This is a genomic window from Pseudomonas sp. ok266, assembly GCF_900110195.1.
In the GTDB taxonomy this organism is placed as follows: Bacteria; Pseudomonadota; Gammaproteobacteria; order Pseudomonadales; family Pseudomonadaceae; genus Aquipseudomonas; species Aquipseudomonas neuropathica.
In genome coordinates, this window is sequence record NZ_FOCU01000009.1 from 137,182 (window position 1) to 152,995 (window position 15,814).

Here is a 15,814-nt window from a genome sequence, read left to right on the forward strand (position 1 = left end):
TACCTCTGTTGAGCCACTCGGTCAGTCCCCTCTCCCTCTGGGAGAGGGTTAGGGTGAGGGGCTTTTTCCGGCCTCACACCAGATGCAGCGCCGTGAGCAACATGTCGATCGCCTTGATCCCCACGAACGGCACCAGAATCCCGCCCAGTCCGTAGATCAGCAGATTGCGTCGCAGCAGCGCTGCCGCACTCGCCGCCTGCACGCGCACACCGCGCAGCGCCAGCGGAATCAGCACGACGATGATCAACGCGTTGAAGACGATGGCCGAGAGAATCGCGCTCTGCGGACTGGTCAGTTGCATGATGTTCAGCACGCCCAGTTGCGGATAGATCGAAGCGAACAGCGCCGGCAGAATCGCGAAGTATTTGGCCACGTCGTTGGCGATGGAAAACGTCGTCAGCGCACCGCGCGTCACCAGCAATTCCTTGCCGATCTGCACCACGTCGAGCAGCTTGGTCGGGTCGCTGTCGAGGTCGACCATGTTCGCCGCTTCGCGGGCAGCCTGGGTGCCGTCGTTCATCGCCATACCAACGTCCGCCTGAGCCAGCGCCGGCGCGTCGTTGGCACCGTCACCGCACATCGCGACCAGACGACCATCGTTCTGCTCGTGACGGATACGTGCGAGTTTTTTCTCCGGGGTGGCTTCGGCGAGGACGTCATCAACGCCTGCTTCAGCGGCGATGGCGGCAGCGGTCAACGGGTTGTCGCCAGTGACCATCACGGTACGAATGCCCAGTTTGCGCAGCTCGGCAAAACGCTCGCGAATGCCCGGTTTGACCACGTCCTTGAGGTGGATCGCGCCAAGCAGTTTGCCGTCAGCGCAGACCAGCAACGGCGTGCCGCCGCTCTGGGCGATCTTGTCGATTTCCCGCGACAGTGCCGGAGCCAGATCCGAGCGTTTTTGGCCGAGGAAACTCAGCAGCGAATCCACCGCACCTTTGCGGTAGACACGACCCTGATAGTCGACGCCGGACAAACGGGTTTCAGCGCTGAAAGGCACAGCGGTCAGGGTTTCCAGCGCCGGCTCAGGCTGCGGGTGCAGACCACGCAGGTACTCGACGATGGATTTACCTTCAGCGGTTTCGTCAGCCAAAGAAGCGAACAGCGCACCTTCGGCCAGCTCGCGACCACTCACACCCGGCGCGGCATACACCGCACTGCAACGACGGTTACCGAAGGTGATGGTGCCGGTCTTGTCGAGCAGCAACACATGCACGTCGCCCGCCGCTTCCACCGCACGACCGGACTTGGCGATCACATTGAGGCGCACCAGACGATCCATCCCGGCGATACCGATCGCCGAGAGCAAACCACCGATGGTGGTCGGGATCAGCGTAACCAGCAGCGCCACCAGAAACACCAGCGGCAGGCTGCCGTTGGCGAAACGGGCGAACGGTTGCAGGGTCACGACCACCAGCAGGAAGATCAGGGTCAGGCCGATCAGCAGGATATCCAGCGCCACTTCGTTCGGGGTTTTCTGGCGTTTGGCGCCTTCGACCAGCGCGATCATGCGATCGAGGGTCGACTCGCCCGGATTGGCGGTGATCTGCACCAGCAACCAGTCGGAGACCAGACGCGTGTTGCCGGTGACGGCCGAGCGGTCGCCGCCGGACTCACGAATCACCGGCGCCGATTCACCGGTGATCGCCGCTTCGTTGACCGCCGCGATACCTTCAATGACTTCGCCATCACCGGGGATCATTTCCCCTGCTTCGACGCGCACCACATCACCCTTGCGCAGACTCGCCGCCGGCACTACCTGAAAGCTGCCGTTGGCCAGTTTGCGCCGTGCGCTGAGGCCTTCGCTGCCCGCCTTGAGGCTGTCGGCGCGGGCCTTGCCGCGACCTTCGGCCAAGGCTTCGGCGAAGTTGGCAAACAGCACGGTGAACCACAGCCACAGGGCAATTTGCGCCGCCACGAAAGTCGGTACATCGGCGTCAGGAATGAAGCACAGCACGGTGGTGAAAATCGCCGTCAGCTCAACCACCAGCATCACCGGCGAACGTTTCAGTTGCCGTGGGTCGAGCTTGACGAAAGCTTGCACCAGCGCCGGCCGCCACAGGGCCGAGATCGCGGTTTTCGCTTGTTCCGGCGCCTTGACGGCAGCGGGTTTGATTGCGGGCATATTCATCATTCAGTCCTCAGAAGCCCATGCTCAGGTGTTCGGCAATCGGGCCAAGCGCCAGAGTCGGCAAGAAGGTCAGGCCGCCCACCAGCAAAATGGTCACGGTCAACAGGGTCACGAACAGCGGGCCATGAGTCGGGAAGCTGTTCTGGCCGATCGGTGCGGTTTTCTTCATCGCCAGGCTGCCGGCCAGTGCCAGTACCGGGAGGATGTAACCGAAGCGACCGATCAACATGCCCAGGCCCAACATCAGGTTGTGGAACGGTGTGTTGGCACCCAGGCCACCGAATGCCGAGCCGTTGTTGGCACTCGCCGAGGTGTAGGCGTAGAGCAATTGGCTGAAACCGTGCGGGCCGGGGTTACTGATGGTCGCCGCAGCACTGGGAACCGCTGCGGCAATCGCACCGAGCACCAGCACGCCAACCGGCATGACCAGCAGGGTCACCACCAGCAATTGCACTTCGCGCGCCTGAAGTTTCTTGCCGAGGTATTCCGGCGTGCGCCCGATCATCAGACCGGCGAGGAACACCGCGATCAGCACGTTGAGCAACATGCCGTAGAGCCCGGCACCGACGCCGCCGAAGATCACTTCGCCGACCATCATGTTGACCAGCGCGACCATGCCGCTGAGCGGATTGAGGCTGTCGTGCATGCCGTTGACCGAACCGTTCGAGGCGGCCGTGGTGGTCACCGACCACAGCACGGTAGCGGTGGTGCCGAAGCGCGTTTCTTTACCTTCCAGCGGCGCGGTCTGTTCGACGGCAGCGTTGTTCAGGGTCGGGTTCGGTTGATATTCGGCCCACAGCGAGGTCGCGCCGCCGATCAGGAACAGCGCCAGCATGCAGGCGATGATCGCGCGGCTCTGACGCAGGTCTTTGACGTAGTGGCCGAAAGTGAACACCAGCGCCACCGGGATCAGAATAATTGACGACACTTCAAACAGGTTGCTCCACGCGCTCGGGTTCTCGAACGGGTGCGCCGAGTTGACGCCGAAGAAGCCACCACCGTTGGTGCCCAGTTGCTTGATCGCAATCTGACTGGCCGCCGGGCCGAGCGGGATCACTTGATCAACGCCCTGCATCGTCACCGCATTCACATACTGCGCGAAGGTTTGCGGCACGCCCTGCCAGACCAGATACAGTGCCAGCAACAGGCACAGCGGCAGCAGACCGTAGAGGGTGGCGCGAGTCATGTCGACCCAGAAGTTGCCGAGGGTTTTCGTCGATTTGCGGCCGATGCCACGGCACAGTGCGACCAGAACGGCGAGGCCGGTAGCGGCGCTGACAAAGTTCTGCACGGTGAGGCCGATCATCTGGCTCAGGTAGCTCAGAGACGCTTCACCGCTGTAGGACTGCCAGTTGGTGTTGGTCATGAAGCTGACGGCCGTGTTGAACGCTTGCGTCCATTCCATGCCCGGCAGATTTTGTGGATTCAGCGGCAAGTGATCCTGGAACAACAGAATCGCGAACAGCAGGAGGAAACCGGCGAGGTTGAACGCCAGCAGCGCCAGCGTGTACTTCTGCCAGCTCTGCTCGGCGTTAGGATCAACCCCGGCGACGCGATAACAGCCGCGCTCGACCGGACCGAGAACCGGCGTCAGCCAAGTCCGCTGACCTTCCATTACCTTGTAGTAGAAGCGCCCGAGGAACGGCGCCGGCAGCAAGACCACCGCAAAAAACGCGAGGATCAGCCAATAGTCATAACTGTGCATAGCCGCTCCTAGTTCCGATCCGCGCGCAACAGCGCAACCAACAGATAAATGAACAGCCCCACTGCCAACAGCAGTGACACCCCGTCCAGAACGCTCATGGAAGATCTCCGTGTTACGGCGTATTGCCGTGTGTGCAGGCATTGTCGGAAAGGAGGCTGTAAAGGAACGAGAGCGAGGGGTCTGACTGGGCATAAAGAAAGCGTAAAGAGTGGGTTTATGCCGGCGTTACAGGTGGGTTTTGCGCCTTATGGGCGGGCCTCTTCGCGAGCAGGCTCGCTCCCACAATTTGAAATGCATTCCCCTGTGGGAGCGACTTGCTCGCGAAGACGGCATAACAAGCACCATCGCACCCAACTGGCGCACAAAAAGCAGCTATCCCACCGCGAACATCCCCGATACGACAGCTTTCAACTCATTACGACTTGTTTCAGCGCGCTGGCACGCCCACTGCACACGTCCTCCCCGAGCTTTCCAAACCGTTCAGGGAGCAAACGCATGAACACACAACTCAAACCCACACTGGGCACCTTGCACCTGTGGGGCATTGCCGTAGGGCTGGTGATTTCCGGAGAATATTTCGGCTGGAGTTACGGCTGGGGCGTCGCCGGAACACTGGGCTTCCTGGTGACCTCGTTCATGGTCGCGACCATGTACACCTGCTTCATTTTCAGCTTCACCGAACTGACGACCGCGATTCCTCATGCGGGCGGGCCGTTTGCCTATAGTCGTCGAGCGTTTGGTGAAAAAGGCGGATTGATCGCCGGGCTGGCGACGCTAATCGAATTCGTCTTCGCTCCACCGGCCATCGCGCTGGCGATTGGCGCCTACCTGAATGTGCAGTTTCCGGCGCTCGATCCGAAGCATGCGGCGGTCGGCGCTTACATCGTGTTCATGGGGCTGAACATTCTCGGGGTGAAACTGGCGGCGACCTTCGAGCTGGTGGTCTGCGTACTGGCGGTGGCCGAGTTGCTGGTGTTCATGGGCGTGGTCGCGCCGGCCTTCAGCTTCAGCAACTTCGCACTGAATGGTTGGGCCGGTTCGGATGTGTTCGGTGCGCCAGCGATTGCCGGGATGTTCGCGGCCATTCCGTTTGCGATCTGGTTTTTCCTGGCGATTGAAGGCGCAGCGATGGCTGCCGAAGAAGCCAAGGATCCGAAACGCACGATTCCCAAGGCCTACATCAGCGGCATTTTGACTTTGGTAGTGCTGGCAATGGGCGTGATGTTCTTTGCCGGCGGCGTCGGCGACTGGCGCACCCTGGCCAACATCAACGACCCGCTACCGCAAGCGATGAAAACCGTGGTCGGCGACAACTCTGGCTGGTTGCATATGCTGGTGTGGATCGGCCTGTTCGGTCTGGTTGCCAGTTTCCACGGGATCATTCTCGGCTACTCACGTCAGTTCTTCGCCCTCGCCCGCGCCGGTTACCTGCCAGCCTCGCTGGCGAAACTCTCGCGCTTCCAGACACCGCACCGCGCCATTATTGTCGGCGGCATCATCGGCATCGCGGCGATTTACAGCGACGGCCTGATCAACCTCGGTGGCATGACCCTTACCGCCGCGATGATCACTATGGCCGTATTCGGCGCCATCGTGATGTACATCATGAGCATGCTCAGCCTGTTCAAACTGCGTAAATCGGAGCCGAATCTGGAACGCACCTTTCGCGCGCCGTGCTATCCGCTGATTCCGCTGATTGCATTGGTGCTGGCGGTGGTGTGTCTGGTGGCGATGGCCTGGTTCAACACGTTGATCGGCTTGATCTTCCTCGGCTTCATGGCGGTCGGTTTCGGCTACTTCCTGCTGACCGGGCAACTGCGTGCCGACGCACCAGCCGATGCGATGCTGACAGGTCATTGAGGGATTTCGGGTGTACCGGGTGCAAGCGGCCTAGAATGGAACCACTGCGAAGTCATTTCGCTCAAAAGTGGTATGCAGCGTTGCACGGCGAAATCCTCGCCCGTCGACCTGCCCTTAAGGAGAGCCGTTATGCCTTGGTATGCCTGGTTGATTCTGGTCGTTGCAATCGGCTCGATCGTGGGTGGATTAATGATGTTGCGCGACACCGCCAACAAGGTCGATCTGACCGATGAAGAACGCCGACGCGTTGCCCAACGCAATGCCGAAGCGGACGCCAAAGACGCCCAAGACCGCTGAACACAACCCCGCCTGATCGGCGGGGTTTGTGCTTTTTATAGCCATTGGAGCTATCTGCACGCTTTTAAGAAGTAGAAGTACAGTCACCATCTAATTTTCCTTGGTTAAGATGGGGACATTGTTGCGGAGAGTTCCAGATGCGTTATTCGCAGGACCATAAAGCCCAGACCCATCAGCGCATCATCAAGGAGGCTTCGGCACGTTTTCGCAAGGACGGAATCGGCGCTACCGGCCTGCAACCCCTGATGAAAGCGCTGGGTCTGACCCATGGCGGTTTCTACTCACATTTCAAGTCCAAGGACGAGTTGGTCGAGAAGGCCTTGCAAGAGGCCGGCAACCAGGTAGATGGGTTATGTGCCGAGATTTTTGCCCAGGACAACGCGCTTGATGTGTTCATCGAGACGTATCTGTCCGAATGGCACCAGACATCACCAGACGAAGGCTGCCCGTTGCTGACCATTTCTTCCGAACTGGGCCTGCGTGGACAACCGAGTCCTACCAGCGACGTGGTACTCAACGCACGGCTGGAGCAGATCGAAAACAGCCTCGAAGGCGAGAACAGCGCTGACCGCGCCATCGTCATCATGTCGACCCTGGTCGGTGCACTGCTGCTGTCGCGCAGTGTCGCGGATGCCGGGTTTGCGCAACGCATCCTCGATATCACCCGCGATCACCTCAAGAACCGCGACTAAGCCTGCCAGCGCTTGAACAATACGCTGGCATTGACTCCGCCAAACCCGAAACCGTTGGACAGTGCATATTCGATCGAAATCGGCCGCGCCTGGCCGTGGACAATGTCGACCCCTGCGCTCGCCGGATCGGGGTTGTCGAAATTCAGCGTCGGCGGCACCACCTGATCACGAATCGCCAGCAGCGTGAAGATCGCTTCAAGCCCTCCGGCAGCGCCGAGCAAATGCCCCGTGGCGGACTTGGTCGAGGTCACGGCGATTTTATTTTGCGTGCCGAACAAAGCTTTGATCGCCGCCAACTCGCCGAGATCGCCCACTGGGGTCGACGTCGCGTGAGCATTGAGGTGCTGCACCTGATCCGGCTCGATACCCGCCTGCGCCAGTGCCAGCGTCATCGCCCGCCGCGCCCCGCTGCCATCTTCAGGCCCGGCCGTCAGGTGATAGGCGTCGGCGCTGGTGCCATAGCCGACCAGCTCCGCCAGCGGCGTCGCGCCACGCGCCAACGCATGCTCCAGGGATTCGATCACCAACAACCCCGCGCCCTCGCCCATGACGAAACCGTCGCGCCCGCTGTCGAACGGCCGAGACGCGCGCTGCGGGGTGTCGTTGTAACCGCTCGACAGTGCCCGCGCTGCCGCGAAACCGGCCAGACTGACGCGGTCGATGCAGGCTTCCGCACCGCCACACACGGCAATATCCGCTTCACCGGCGCGGATCAACCGCGCCGCATCACCAATCGCTTGAACACCCGCAGCGCACGCCGTCACCGGCGCACCCAAAGGCCCCTTGAGGCCGTGTTGAATGGATACGTGACCTGCCGCGAGATTGACCAGAAACGACGGAATGGTAAACGGTGACAAACGCCGAGGACCGCGACTGTCGGTGGTGCGCACGGCGTCGGCAATCGCGCCAAAACCGCCGACACCGGAACCGATGATCGTTGCGCTACGCTCCTGGCTTTTGTTTTCTGAAGGATGCCAGTCGGCCTGCTCTAGCGCCTGTCGGGCAGCCTCCATGGCGAACAGAATGAAGCGATCCATCTTCTTCTGCTCTTTGGGCGGCGTGGCGCGATCCGGATCGAAACCTGCTTCAGCGTCCTCTTCCAGCGTCGGCACCGCACCGCCGACTCGCGTGGGTAAATCAGCGACCGTTGCCTCAGGCAAGTTACGCAAACCAGAGCGACCGGCCAGCAAACGCTGCCATACGACTTCGAGATCGCTGCCCAAGGGTGAAACCAGGCCCATGCCCGTGACGACTATTCGACGCGAATCCATACTGTGGTGACCTCTGATCAATTCAATTGCCGGACTTATAGCGTTGCGCTGCAGCACTGCGGGAAAGGTTCGGCGCCATGACATGGCGAGCCGCAACAAAGGCGTGCCATTCGCCTGCGTCAGGCAGCGAAGGAATGGTGATCAACTCGCCCTGATCCAGACCGGCCAGCGCCGCATCAACCATCTCGCCCGCCTCCATGACCATTTCTGCCGGAATGCCACTGGCATCGATACCGGAACGCTCCCAGATTTCGGTGCGGGTCACACCCGGCAGCACGGCCTGGATCTGCACGCCGGTGCCTTCGAGTTCAGTGTTCAGCGACTGGGTCAGGCTCAGTACATAAGCTTTGCTGGCGCTGTAGGTAGCGTTGAAGCGCTCCGGAAACAACGCCACCACCGAGGCGATATTGATGATCGTGCCACGACCGGCCTTGGCGAAACTGGCGGCTGCCGCCGAGGCCAGGCGGGTGACGGCGGTGATGTTCAGCTGGATCAACCGCTCCAACTGGTCCATATCAGCGTTGGCCAGCAAACCGTCCGCCGCCACACCGGCGTTATTCACCAGCAGACTGATGCTGGAATCGCTGCGCAGACGTTGTTCGAGTTTGAGCACGTCATCCTTCTGCGTCAGATCGGCCTTGAGCACTTCAACCTGGACGCCATGGGCATCACGCAACTGGCTCGCAGCACTTTCCAGACGATCCTTGTCACGGGCAACCAGCAGCAGATCAAAACCACGCGCCGCCAGGCGCTGAGCGTAAATCGCACCGATACCGGACGATGCGCCGGTAACCAGAGCAGTACCTTGGGATTGTGCGGAATTCATGAGAATGCTCCTGGAATGCTTGATGACGGGAGTTGCCGATGAAACCTGCTGGCTCGACGCATCGGCGAATTATTATAGGCATAATCCAAACGCAATATGATAGCCGTAATTTTAAATCGTCGGACGACTGCCCTCTCTTCCACTACCCGCAGCCATGCGCTGCGCAAGTAAAAAAGGCCGGTCAATGACCGGCCTCTTGGCTTTGAACACTCAGCTTAGTTGACTTCCAGCTTGTCGCGATTGCGATCCAGAATCGCCTTACCGATACCCTTCACTTCCAGCAACTCATCCACCGACGCAAACGGCCCGTTTGTTTCACGATAGGCAACAATCGCTTTGGCCTTGGCCTCTCCGACTCCCGCCAGCTCCTTTTGCAGCGTTGCCGCATCGGCATCGTTGAGGTCGACTTTTGCGCTTTGGGAAGGTGCAGTTGTCTCCATCACCAACGGCGCCTTGGGTGACTCCGCTGGCGCAACAGGCGCGGCAATAGCGGCGATCGAGGCGCTGGTGAGGAAAGCAAAGATCAGAGAATAGAAGTAACCGGTACGCATTAGTGACGCTCCATCATCGTTTGAGAAAGCAGCTTTTCCGAAGCTGCTCTCCAAACTTAGGTCATGGTGGAGGGATGTCAAAAATGCGTGCGTTACAGAATGTGAAACAATCAGGGTTCGAGACGACGCTGCTGGTAGATCCAGTCGACGATCTCGCCATCGGGGGTATAGCCGCTGACGGTTTCGCGCAATAACTGGCGAACGCGCGAGTAATCATCCTCATCAACCGCCGCCAACAAACTGGCCAACCTAACCTTTAACACTTCCCAAGGTAGATGATCCTCATTGGCCGTCATGATCATCGGATGTGGTGTTGCAGCAACGTTGTCTCCGATCAACAGCTCTTCATAGAGCTTTTCACCTGGACGCAACCCCGTGAACTCGATGGAGATGTCGCCCTGCGGATTGCGATCGGAACGAATACTCAAACCGGACAAGTGGATCATCTTCTCTGCCAGTTCGACGATTTTCACCGGCTCGCCCATGTCCAGCACAAACACATCGCCACCCTGGCCCATCGAACCGGCCTGAATAACCAGTTGCGCGGCTTCGGGGATGGTCATGAAGTAGCGCGTGATTTTCGGATGGGTGACCGTCAGCGGGCCACCGGACTTGATCTGGCTGTGAAACAACGGAATGACCGAGCCTGACGAGCCCAGCACATTGCCGAACCGCACCATGGTGAAACGGGTTTTGTTGACGCGTGAGACATTGGCCTTGTCACCGAACATCACAGGGGCGACCTCACGGCTGAGCGCCTGAAGGGTCAGTTCGGCCAGGCGTTTGGTACTGCCCATGATGTTGGTCGGGCGAACCGCCTTGTCCGTCGAAATCAAGACGAAATTGGACACGCCGGACTGCAAGGCAGCCTGAGCAGTGTTGAGTGTTCCGATTACGTTATTGAGCACACCTTCGGCAATATTGTGCTCGACCATCGGCACATGTTTATAGGCCGCAGCGTGATAAACGGTATCGACCTGCCAGGTTTTCATCACATCCAGGAGCTTTTCCTGATGGCGAATGGACCCCAGAATCGGCAACAACCGCACTGGCACCGACTCGCGGCTGCCGCGTTGTTCCAGCTCGGACAAAATACTGTAGAGATTGAATTCACTGTGTTCGAACAGAATCAGCGTGGTCGGGCCCAAGGCAAAAATCTGCCGACACAATTCCGAGCCGATGGAGCCGCCAGCCCCCGTGACCATGACGACCTTTCCTTTGATGCAATGCGCCAGCAGATCAGGTTGCGCCGGCACGGCATCGCGCCCCAGCAAATCGGCAATATCGACTTCCTGAATGTCTTCAACCCTGACACGGCCGCTGGCCAGATCAGTGAAGTTCGGAACACTGCGTACATGGAGCGGGAAGCCTTCCAGCAGATTCAGAATCTCGCGGCGACGCGCGCGGGTCGATGACGGCAGCGCCAGAAGAATCTCCTGCGCACCGGTCACATCGATCATTTGCTGGATGTGTTGGGGTTTGTAAACCTGCAGGCCGGAAATCGAACGATCGGCGATACTCGCGTCATCATCAATGAACGCGACCGGGCGCATTACTCGCCCCATTCGCAACGCTGCGACGAGCTGATTGCCAGCAACACCCGCACCGTAAATGGCGACTTTGGTCAGCCCGTCTTCACGGTTGGTGAAGGGCACATGCTGAGCCGCCGTGAACCAGTCGCCCATGAAGTACTGGCGCATGCACAGGCGCAAGCCGCCGATAATGACGAGACTGAGCCACCAATAGTTGAAAATGATCGATCGCGGAACAACTGCTTCATGATTGCTGTACCAATAGACCACCAGCGCCAGGATCAGCGAAGAGAGACTGACAGCTTTGACAATCGCAATCAGCGCATCGTTGCCGAAGTAGCGCATGACGGCACGGTACATGCCGAAACGAACAAACAGAGGAATAGCGATAATTGGAGCGCTGACAAACAGCCAGAAATGCGCCCTCAGCGGGTTATACATATCGTCGATGCCGAGTCGGACGATAAAGGCGAGCCAGAGCGCGCCCCAGACCAGAAAAACATCTGTGGCTACTTGAATCAGTCGTTTCTGCCTGCGTGGCAAGCCCAGCAAAAAGGCGCGTAATTTATCCATAAACCTCAACCGACCCGGCGCGTTAACCCACTTAATCCGCCTGCATTGTACGTAAAAATTACAACCCACACAGAACTTGTCTGACGATCAACGTCCTGAGCCTTTAACCTCTAGTTCTCCAGCATGGAACTTTACCGCCAGCACCAATAAGGGAATATACGCGATTACCAGCCCCACCCCTCCGTCCAGCCCCCAGACGACTACGCAAAGTGCTATCGGCAGCAACCACAACACATTGATCAGAGCGACCGCAGACGTCACCGGCAAATGGCGCCCATATCGACGCGACGCATACTGATAAGCATGACTTCTATGGGCTTCGTACACCTTGTCGCCCCGCAACAACCGGCGAAGTAAAGTGAACGTGGCGTCAACGATGAACACGCCTAGCAAGATAAGCCAGCCCCAAAGGAAATCCGGATTTATTGCCGTCGCCTGCAACGACAGTACACCCAGGATCACGCCGAGAAACCCGCTTCCCGCATCCCCCATGAAGATTTTCGCCGGGGGAAAATTCCACAGTAGAAATCCCAGGACTGCCATGCTCAGCAGCAAAGGAGCCCAGACAAGGCTTTGCTGACCGCTCAACCAGTAAAGAAGACAGACCGAGCCGCAGACACTGATCGCCTCGACACTTGCCAGGCCGTCGATTCCGTCCATGAAGTTGTACAGATTCAACATCCATACCAGATAGAACAGCGCGAAAATGTGCCCAATCCATCCCAGATCAAAGCTCGATCCAAACAAGGTGACAGGCGCTAGCCCTCCGGTCCAGACCAGTACCCAGACGGCCGCACCAAAATGCCCGAGCAGACGCCAGCGAGCGGCAATATGACCATGGTCATCCATGAACCCGATCAGAGCCACCAACCCGCCCGCACCGGCAGCGCCGAGAAAAAAATCAACACCGATTACGCCCGTTGACCAAAGCGCCAACAAAGCACATAAAAACGTCAGTACGATCGAAACGCCACCACCCCGTGGTGTAGGCATAGTGTGTGAGCTGCGATCATTGGGTACGTCGAGCATGCTGCGTGCCAGCGCATATCGGCGAAGGCCTGCGGTCATTGCGAACGAAAGAACGCAGATTGCGGGCATGAGCCACCAGAAAATCATTAAGTACATCACTCCGAAGTAAAAAGCGGTCAAACGCACTACCGACCCACCGTCCAAGTCTGATGGTGAGGCAATAAAAATTTCTTCCGACGCGTCGCCGCTATCGCCAATTGATGCGTATAAAGCGGACCCAGCCGGTAAAAATAGCTAAGGATACACGACGAATTGCTCGCTGAACGAACGGCAGCGGTTCGATGCAAGACGCAGCCAGCGGGCTTTCTTATAGATTTTCCTGCGAAATGCCAGCCACGAAAAGGGTGACGCCACCTACCGTGCAGATTAAGATTACGCGCTTTTTTTTGAAATTATGGGCGACAGCCTGCGGCTGACGTCTCGAGGAACTCTAAATGGTATTTTTTCCGGTATTTCTTTCGGTTGTTTTCGTCGTTCGCAACCAATCAAACCATCTTGGAAGTATCCTGGCAGACGCAGTCGAACGGATGTCGACACTGGTAAGTGACTATGAACTCATTGTTGTCGACAATGCGTCTGACGATGACAGCATATCCATATTAAAAAGCCTGACTGCTGAAAATGGCCTGCCAAACTTGCAAGTTTATGCCTTGACTAAAGAAGTCGATGCCGACACCGCATCGTGGGCAGGTCTGGAGAATGCCTTGGGTGATTTCGTCGCGGTGATCGACCCACTCGTTGATGACATCGCTTTTCTACCTGAAATGCTCGACAAAGCGGTCAGCGGTGCAGACGTGGTTTTTGCTAAAAACAAACAGAACCCCCCTCAAAGCTTCGCTTATGAGGTCGCTTACTCCGTTTTCAACAAAGTCTACAAATCGTTCAACGGCATTCATCTCGCCACCGATGCGCCTCAGTACCGGGTGCTCAGCAAACGGGTGGTCAATTTTATTCTTCAACATCCGCAGCCGTCGGTTACTTACCGCCACCTGCCTGCTACAGGCGGCTTTGCCCGCGCCAATCTGAACTACAGTTCCAGCCCCCGCGTCACGCAAAGAAAACGACTTCGCGAAAGTATTGATCGCGGCATGTTGTTATTGGTGTCGACTACGCGTGCTCCGATGCGCCTGGTTACTTCACTTTCACTCTTCGGGGCTGTAGCGAATCTCATCTACTGTTTTTATGTGGTCGCCAGCGGTTTCCTGAAAGCGGATATTGCGCCCGGCTGGATCAGTCTTTCCTTACAACAGTCCGGGATGTTCTTCCTGATTTCGCTGGTGCTGTTGGTATTGGGTGAGTACATCCTGCACATGACCAGTCTTTCCAATGAAGGACCGCTCTACCATATTGCCCAGGAATTCACCAGTGCACGGATTACCCGTCGAGAAAAACTGAACATCGAGGAAGTAGCGTCGCCTGAAGCACCGTTGCCTACTTCTGGCCGAGTTGTGTGATGCCGACGACCAACATGCAGGACGCGGTGATTATCGGAGGAGGGTTTTACGGCGCGGCGATCGCAGTCTACCTGGCGAAGCAACGCGGCATGAAGCGAGTCACTCTTATAGAGCGTGAGTCGTCATTGCTGAGCCGTGCCTCCTATAATAACCAGGCACGTGTTCACAACGGCTATCACTATCCGCGCAGCTTCACCACCGCTTATCGCAGTCGCATCAACCTGCCGAAATTCGTTCAAGACTGGCCCGATGCGGTGAAACAGGATTTCACCAAACTGTACGCCATCGCCCGACGTAACTCGAAAGTCACGGCGAATCAGTTCGAGCGCTTTTATCGAGAAATCGGCGCAAAAATAGAACTCGCCAGCCCAGCGCTTCGAGCCTTGTTTGAACCTCGCCTGATCGAAGAGGTTTATCTGGTTGAAGAGTATGCGTTCGATTCAACTCAACTGGCCAAGTGGGCGTTGCGTGAACTGCTGGAAAGCGGCGTCAATATCCGTCTGAACACCCAGGCGGTGGCCATCAGCAACAGCCCGAATCAGTCGCTGAATGTAACACTCACTGGCGACGGCAAAGAACCGGAACAACTCAGTGCTCGATACGTGTTCAACTGCACCTACAGTGGCCTGAATCAGTTTGGCGGCGACTTTCCCGGCACGCGCACTGCACTCAAGCAAGAAATCACTGAAATGGCGCTGATGCAGATGCCACCCGCACTTTGCGATCTGGGTATTACCGTGATGGATGGCCCCTTCTTCTCAGTCATGCCCTTCCCAGCGCGCGGCTTGCATACCGTATCGCATGTTCGCTACACCCCGCATATGCACTGGTCCGACGAACCTGGCTCCAACCCTTATCAAAAACTGGACAACTATAAAAGGGACACTCGCGTAGATCGAATGATCCGCGACATTGGTCGCTACCTGCCTTCAGTCATGGACTCCAAATACGTCGATTCGCTTTTCGAAGTCAAAACAATCCTCACCAAAAACGAGGGCGACGATGGTCGACCCATTTTGTTCGAGAAACACGAAACGCTTCCAGGTTGTTACTCCATCCTGGGCGGAAAGATCGACAATATTTATGACGTGCTGGAAAAGCTCGATACTGAAAACCTCTCCTGCACGCCCTCCTCTTCTTCTGAGCAACTACCATGAATTCGTTGATTGAAATCACCATCCCCATTTTGAACGAAGAGTCGACGCTGGCGGAACAAGTCCTCAAAACACACAACTATATTCAAAGTAACTTGAGCGACATTGGTACTGTTCGTATCGTCTTGGCGGACAACGGTTCCACCGATCGTACCCAAGAGATTGCCCTGGAACTGGAAAAAACCCTCCCGGATGTTCGTTACCTTCGCCTTGAGCAGCGTGGCGTTGGCCGGGCACTTAAAGCATCCTGGTCGCAATCGAGCGCCGAAATCGTCGGCTACATGGACCTGGACCTAGCTACCGACCTGAGCCACCTGCGCCCGGCACTGGAGGCACTGAAAGCAAACAAGGCCGATATCGTGACCGGATCGCGGCTTGCGAAGGGCGCTAAAGTCATTGGCAGAAAGCCCCTCAGAAACGTCACAAGTTTCGGCTTCAACCTCATCGTCAAACTTATTTTCCGCACCTCCTTCAGCGATGGCATGTGCGGATTCAAGTTTCTTCAGCGAAAGGTCCTGGCGCCGCTGATGCACACAGGCGCCAATAGCGACGGATGGTTCTTTGCAACCGAAGTGCTGATCACCGGCGAACACTTGAAATACCGTGTGATGGATCTGCCAGTCACCTGGACCGACGATCCGAACTCGAAAGTGAAGGTTCTCAAACTGACCATCGAGTATCTCAAGGCCATGGCCTCTCTACGCCAACGCCTCAAAAACTCACAACGTGAAGCCTGAAC

General features: G+C 57.6%; 14 protein-coding genes. 6 read left to right on the forward strand and 8 right to left on the reverse strand.

Annotated elements, in window-relative coordinates; genetic code table 11:
• Nucleotides 1-73: 73 nt before the first annotated feature.
• The 3 genes from kdpB to kdpF are packed head-to-tail and all read right to left on the reverse strand — an operon-like array spanning nt 74 to nt 3,934.
• The gene (gene kdpB / locus BMY54_RS18145) at nt 74-2,131 is read right to left on the reverse strand and encodes a potassium-transporting ATPase subunit KdpB (RefSeq protein WP_093435221.1); all 2,058 of its coding nucleotides are present in this window, start codon (nt 2,129-2,131) and stop codon (nt 74-76) included.
• Between the two features lie 10 nt (nt 2,132-2,141).
• On the reverse strand, nt 2,142-3,836 hold the full coding sequence (gene kdpA / locus BMY54_RS18150) for a potassium-transporting ATPase subunit KdpA (RefSeq protein ID WP_093435224.1): 1,695 nt from the start codon (nt 3,834-3,836) through the stop codon (nt 2,142-2,144).
• An 8-nt stretch (nt 3,837-3,844) separates the two neighbouring features.
• Nucleotides 3,845-3,934 (reverse strand): K(+)-transporting ATPase subunit F, encoded by a 90-nt coding sequence (gene kdpF, locus BMY54_RS18155; RefSeq protein ID WP_007899818.1) that lies wholly within the window; start codon nt 3,932-3,934, stop codon nt 3,845-3,847.
• A gap of 397 nt (nt 3,935-4,331) precedes the next feature.
• Between kdpF and eat the strand changes: the two genes are divergently transcribed.
• The 3 genes from eat (at nt 4,332) to BMY54_RS18170 (ending at nt 6,685) form a co-directional block, all read left to right on the forward strand.
• Nucleotides 4,332-5,696 (forward strand): ethanolamine permease, encoded by a 1,365-nt coding sequence (gene eat / locus BMY54_RS18160; protein ID WP_093435227.1) that lies wholly within the window; start codon nt 4,332-4,334, stop codon nt 5,694-5,696.
• A 129-nt stretch (nt 5,697-5,825) separates the two neighbouring features.
• A complete protein-coding gene (locus tag BMY54_RS18165) occupies nt 5,826-5,993 on the forward strand; it encodes a DUF2897 family protein (protein ID WP_007908505.1) in 168 nt (55 codons plus the stop codon).
• A 137-nt stretch (nt 5,994-6,130) separates the two neighbouring features.
• Nucleotides 6,131-6,685, forward strand: a complete 555-nt coding sequence (locus BMY54_RS18170; RefSeq protein ID WP_093435230.1) for a TetR/AcrR family transcriptional regulator — start codon at nt 6,131-6,133, stop codon at nt 6,683-6,685.
• On the opposite strand, the gene fabF is transcribed toward BMY54_RS18170, so the two are convergent.
• The 5 genes from fabF to BMY54_RS18195 form a co-directional block, all read right to left on the reverse strand.
• Complete coding sequence (fabF, locus tag BMY54_RS18175; protein WP_093435233.1) at nt 6,682-7,956, reverse strand: beta-ketoacyl-ACP synthase II; 1,275 nt, start codon at nt 7,954-7,956, stop codon at nt 6,682-6,684. The genes BMY54_RS18170 and fabF overlap by 4 nt on opposite strands.
• Before the next feature lie 22 nt (nt 7,957-7,978).
• A complete protein-coding gene (locus BMY54_RS18180; protein WP_093435235.1) occupies nt 7,979-8,782 on the reverse strand; it encodes an SDR family NAD(P)-dependent oxidoreductase in 804 nt (267 codons plus the stop codon).
• 215 nt (nt 8,783-8,997) lie between these two features.
• Nucleotides 8,998-9,333, reverse strand: coding sequence for a ComEA family DNA-binding protein (locus BMY54_RS18185; RefSeq protein ID WP_093435238.1), 336 nt, complete (start codon nt 9,331-9,333; stop codon nt 8,998-9,000).
• A 110-nt stretch (nt 9,334-9,443) separates the two neighbouring features.
• The gene (locus tag BMY54_RS18190; protein WP_093435241.1) at nt 9,444-11,438 is read right to left on the reverse strand and encodes a polysaccharide biosynthesis protein; all 1,995 of its coding nucleotides are present in this window, start codon (nt 11,436-11,438) and stop codon (nt 9,444-9,446) included.
• 87 nt (nt 11,439-11,525) lie between these two features.
• Nucleotides 11,526-12,554, reverse strand: coding sequence for an MraY family glycosyltransferase (locus tag BMY54_RS18195; RefSeq protein ID WP_093435244.1), 1,029 nt, complete (start codon nt 12,552-12,554; stop codon nt 11,526-11,528).
• A gap of 347 nt (nt 12,555-12,901) precedes the next feature.
• Here BMY54_RS18195 and BMY54_RS18200 point away from each other — a divergent pair, with 347 nt between their 5' ends.
• Genes BMY54_RS18200 through BMY54_RS18210 form a run of 3 tightly spaced genes read left to right on the forward strand, consistent with a single transcriptional unit; the run spans nt 12,902 to nt 15,812 of the window.
• Nucleotides 12,902-13,921 (forward strand): glycosyltransferase, encoded by a 1,020-nt coding sequence (locus BMY54_RS18200; RefSeq protein WP_093435247.1) that lies wholly within the window; start codon nt 12,902-12,904, stop codon nt 13,919-13,921.
• Nucleotides 13,921-15,078 carry an NAD(P)/FAD-dependent oxidoreductase gene (locus BMY54_RS18205; RefSeq protein ID WP_175559625.1) on the forward strand — a complete coding sequence of 386 codons (1,158 nt, stop codon included), beginning with the start codon at nt 13,921-13,923 and terminating at the stop codon, nt 15,076-15,078. Before BMY54_RS18200 ends, BMY54_RS18205 begins: the two co-directional genes overlap by 1 nt.
• Nucleotides 15,075-15,812 carry a glycosyltransferase gene (locus BMY54_RS18210; protein WP_093435252.1) on the forward strand — a complete coding sequence of 246 codons (738 nt, stop codon included), beginning with the start codon at nt 15,075-15,077 and terminating at the stop codon, nt 15,810-15,812. Before BMY54_RS18205 ends, BMY54_RS18210 begins: the two co-directional genes overlap by 4 nt.
• The last annotated feature ends 2 nt before the right edge of the window (nt 15,813-15,814 follow it).

Coding starts and splice junctions, on each gene's coding strand:
- kdpB (WP_093435221.1), bottom strand. CDS start 2,131: ATGAATATGCCCGCAATCAAACCCGCTGCCGTCAAGGCGCCGGAACAA.
- kdpA (WP_093435224.1), bottom strand. CDS start 3,836: ATGCACAGTTATGACTATTGGCTGATCCTCGCGTTTTTTGCGGTGGTC.
- kdpF (WP_007899818.1), bottom strand. CDS start 3,934: ATGAGCGTTCTGGACGGGGTGTCACTGCTGTTGGCAGTGGGGCTGTTC.
- eat (WP_093435227.1), top strand. CDS start 4,332: ATGAACACACAACTCAAACCCACACTGGGCACCTTGCACCTGTGGGGC.
- BMY54_RS18165 (WP_007908505.1), top strand. CDS start 5,826: ATGCCTTGGTATGCCTGGTTGATTCTGGTCGTTGCAATCGGCTCGATC.
- BMY54_RS18170 (WP_093435230.1), top strand. CDS start 6,131: ATGCGTTATTCGCAGGACCATAAAGCCCAGACCCATCAGCGCATCATC.
- fabF (WP_093435233.1), bottom strand. CDS start 7,956: ATGGATTCGCGTCGAATAGTCGTCACGGGCATGGGCCTGGTTTCACCC.
- BMY54_RS18180 (WP_093435235.1), bottom strand. CDS start 8,782: ATGAATTCCGCACAATCCCAAGGTACTGCTCTGGTTACCGGCGCATCG.
- BMY54_RS18185 (WP_093435238.1), bottom strand. CDS start 9,333: ATGCGTACCGGTTACTTCTATTCTCTGATCTTTGCTTTCCTCACCAGC.
- BMY54_RS18190 (WP_093435241.1), bottom strand. CDS start 11,438: ATGGATAAATTACGCGCCTTTTTGCTGGGCTTGCCACGCAGGCAGAAA.
- BMY54_RS18195 (WP_093435244.1), bottom strand. CDS start 12,554: ATGATTTTCTGGTGGCTCATGCCCGCAATCTGCGTTCTTTCGTTCGCA.
- BMY54_RS18200 (WP_093435247.1), top strand. CDS start 12,902: ATGGTATTTTTTCCGGTATTTCTTTCGGTTGTTTTCGTCGTTCGCAAC.
- BMY54_RS18205 (WP_175559625.1), top strand. CDS start 13,921: ATGCCGACGACCAACATGCAGGACGCGGTGATTATCGGAGGAGGGTTT.
- BMY54_RS18210 (WP_093435252.1), top strand. CDS start 15,075: ATGAATTCGTTGATTGAAATCACCATCCCCATTTTGAACGAAGAGTCG.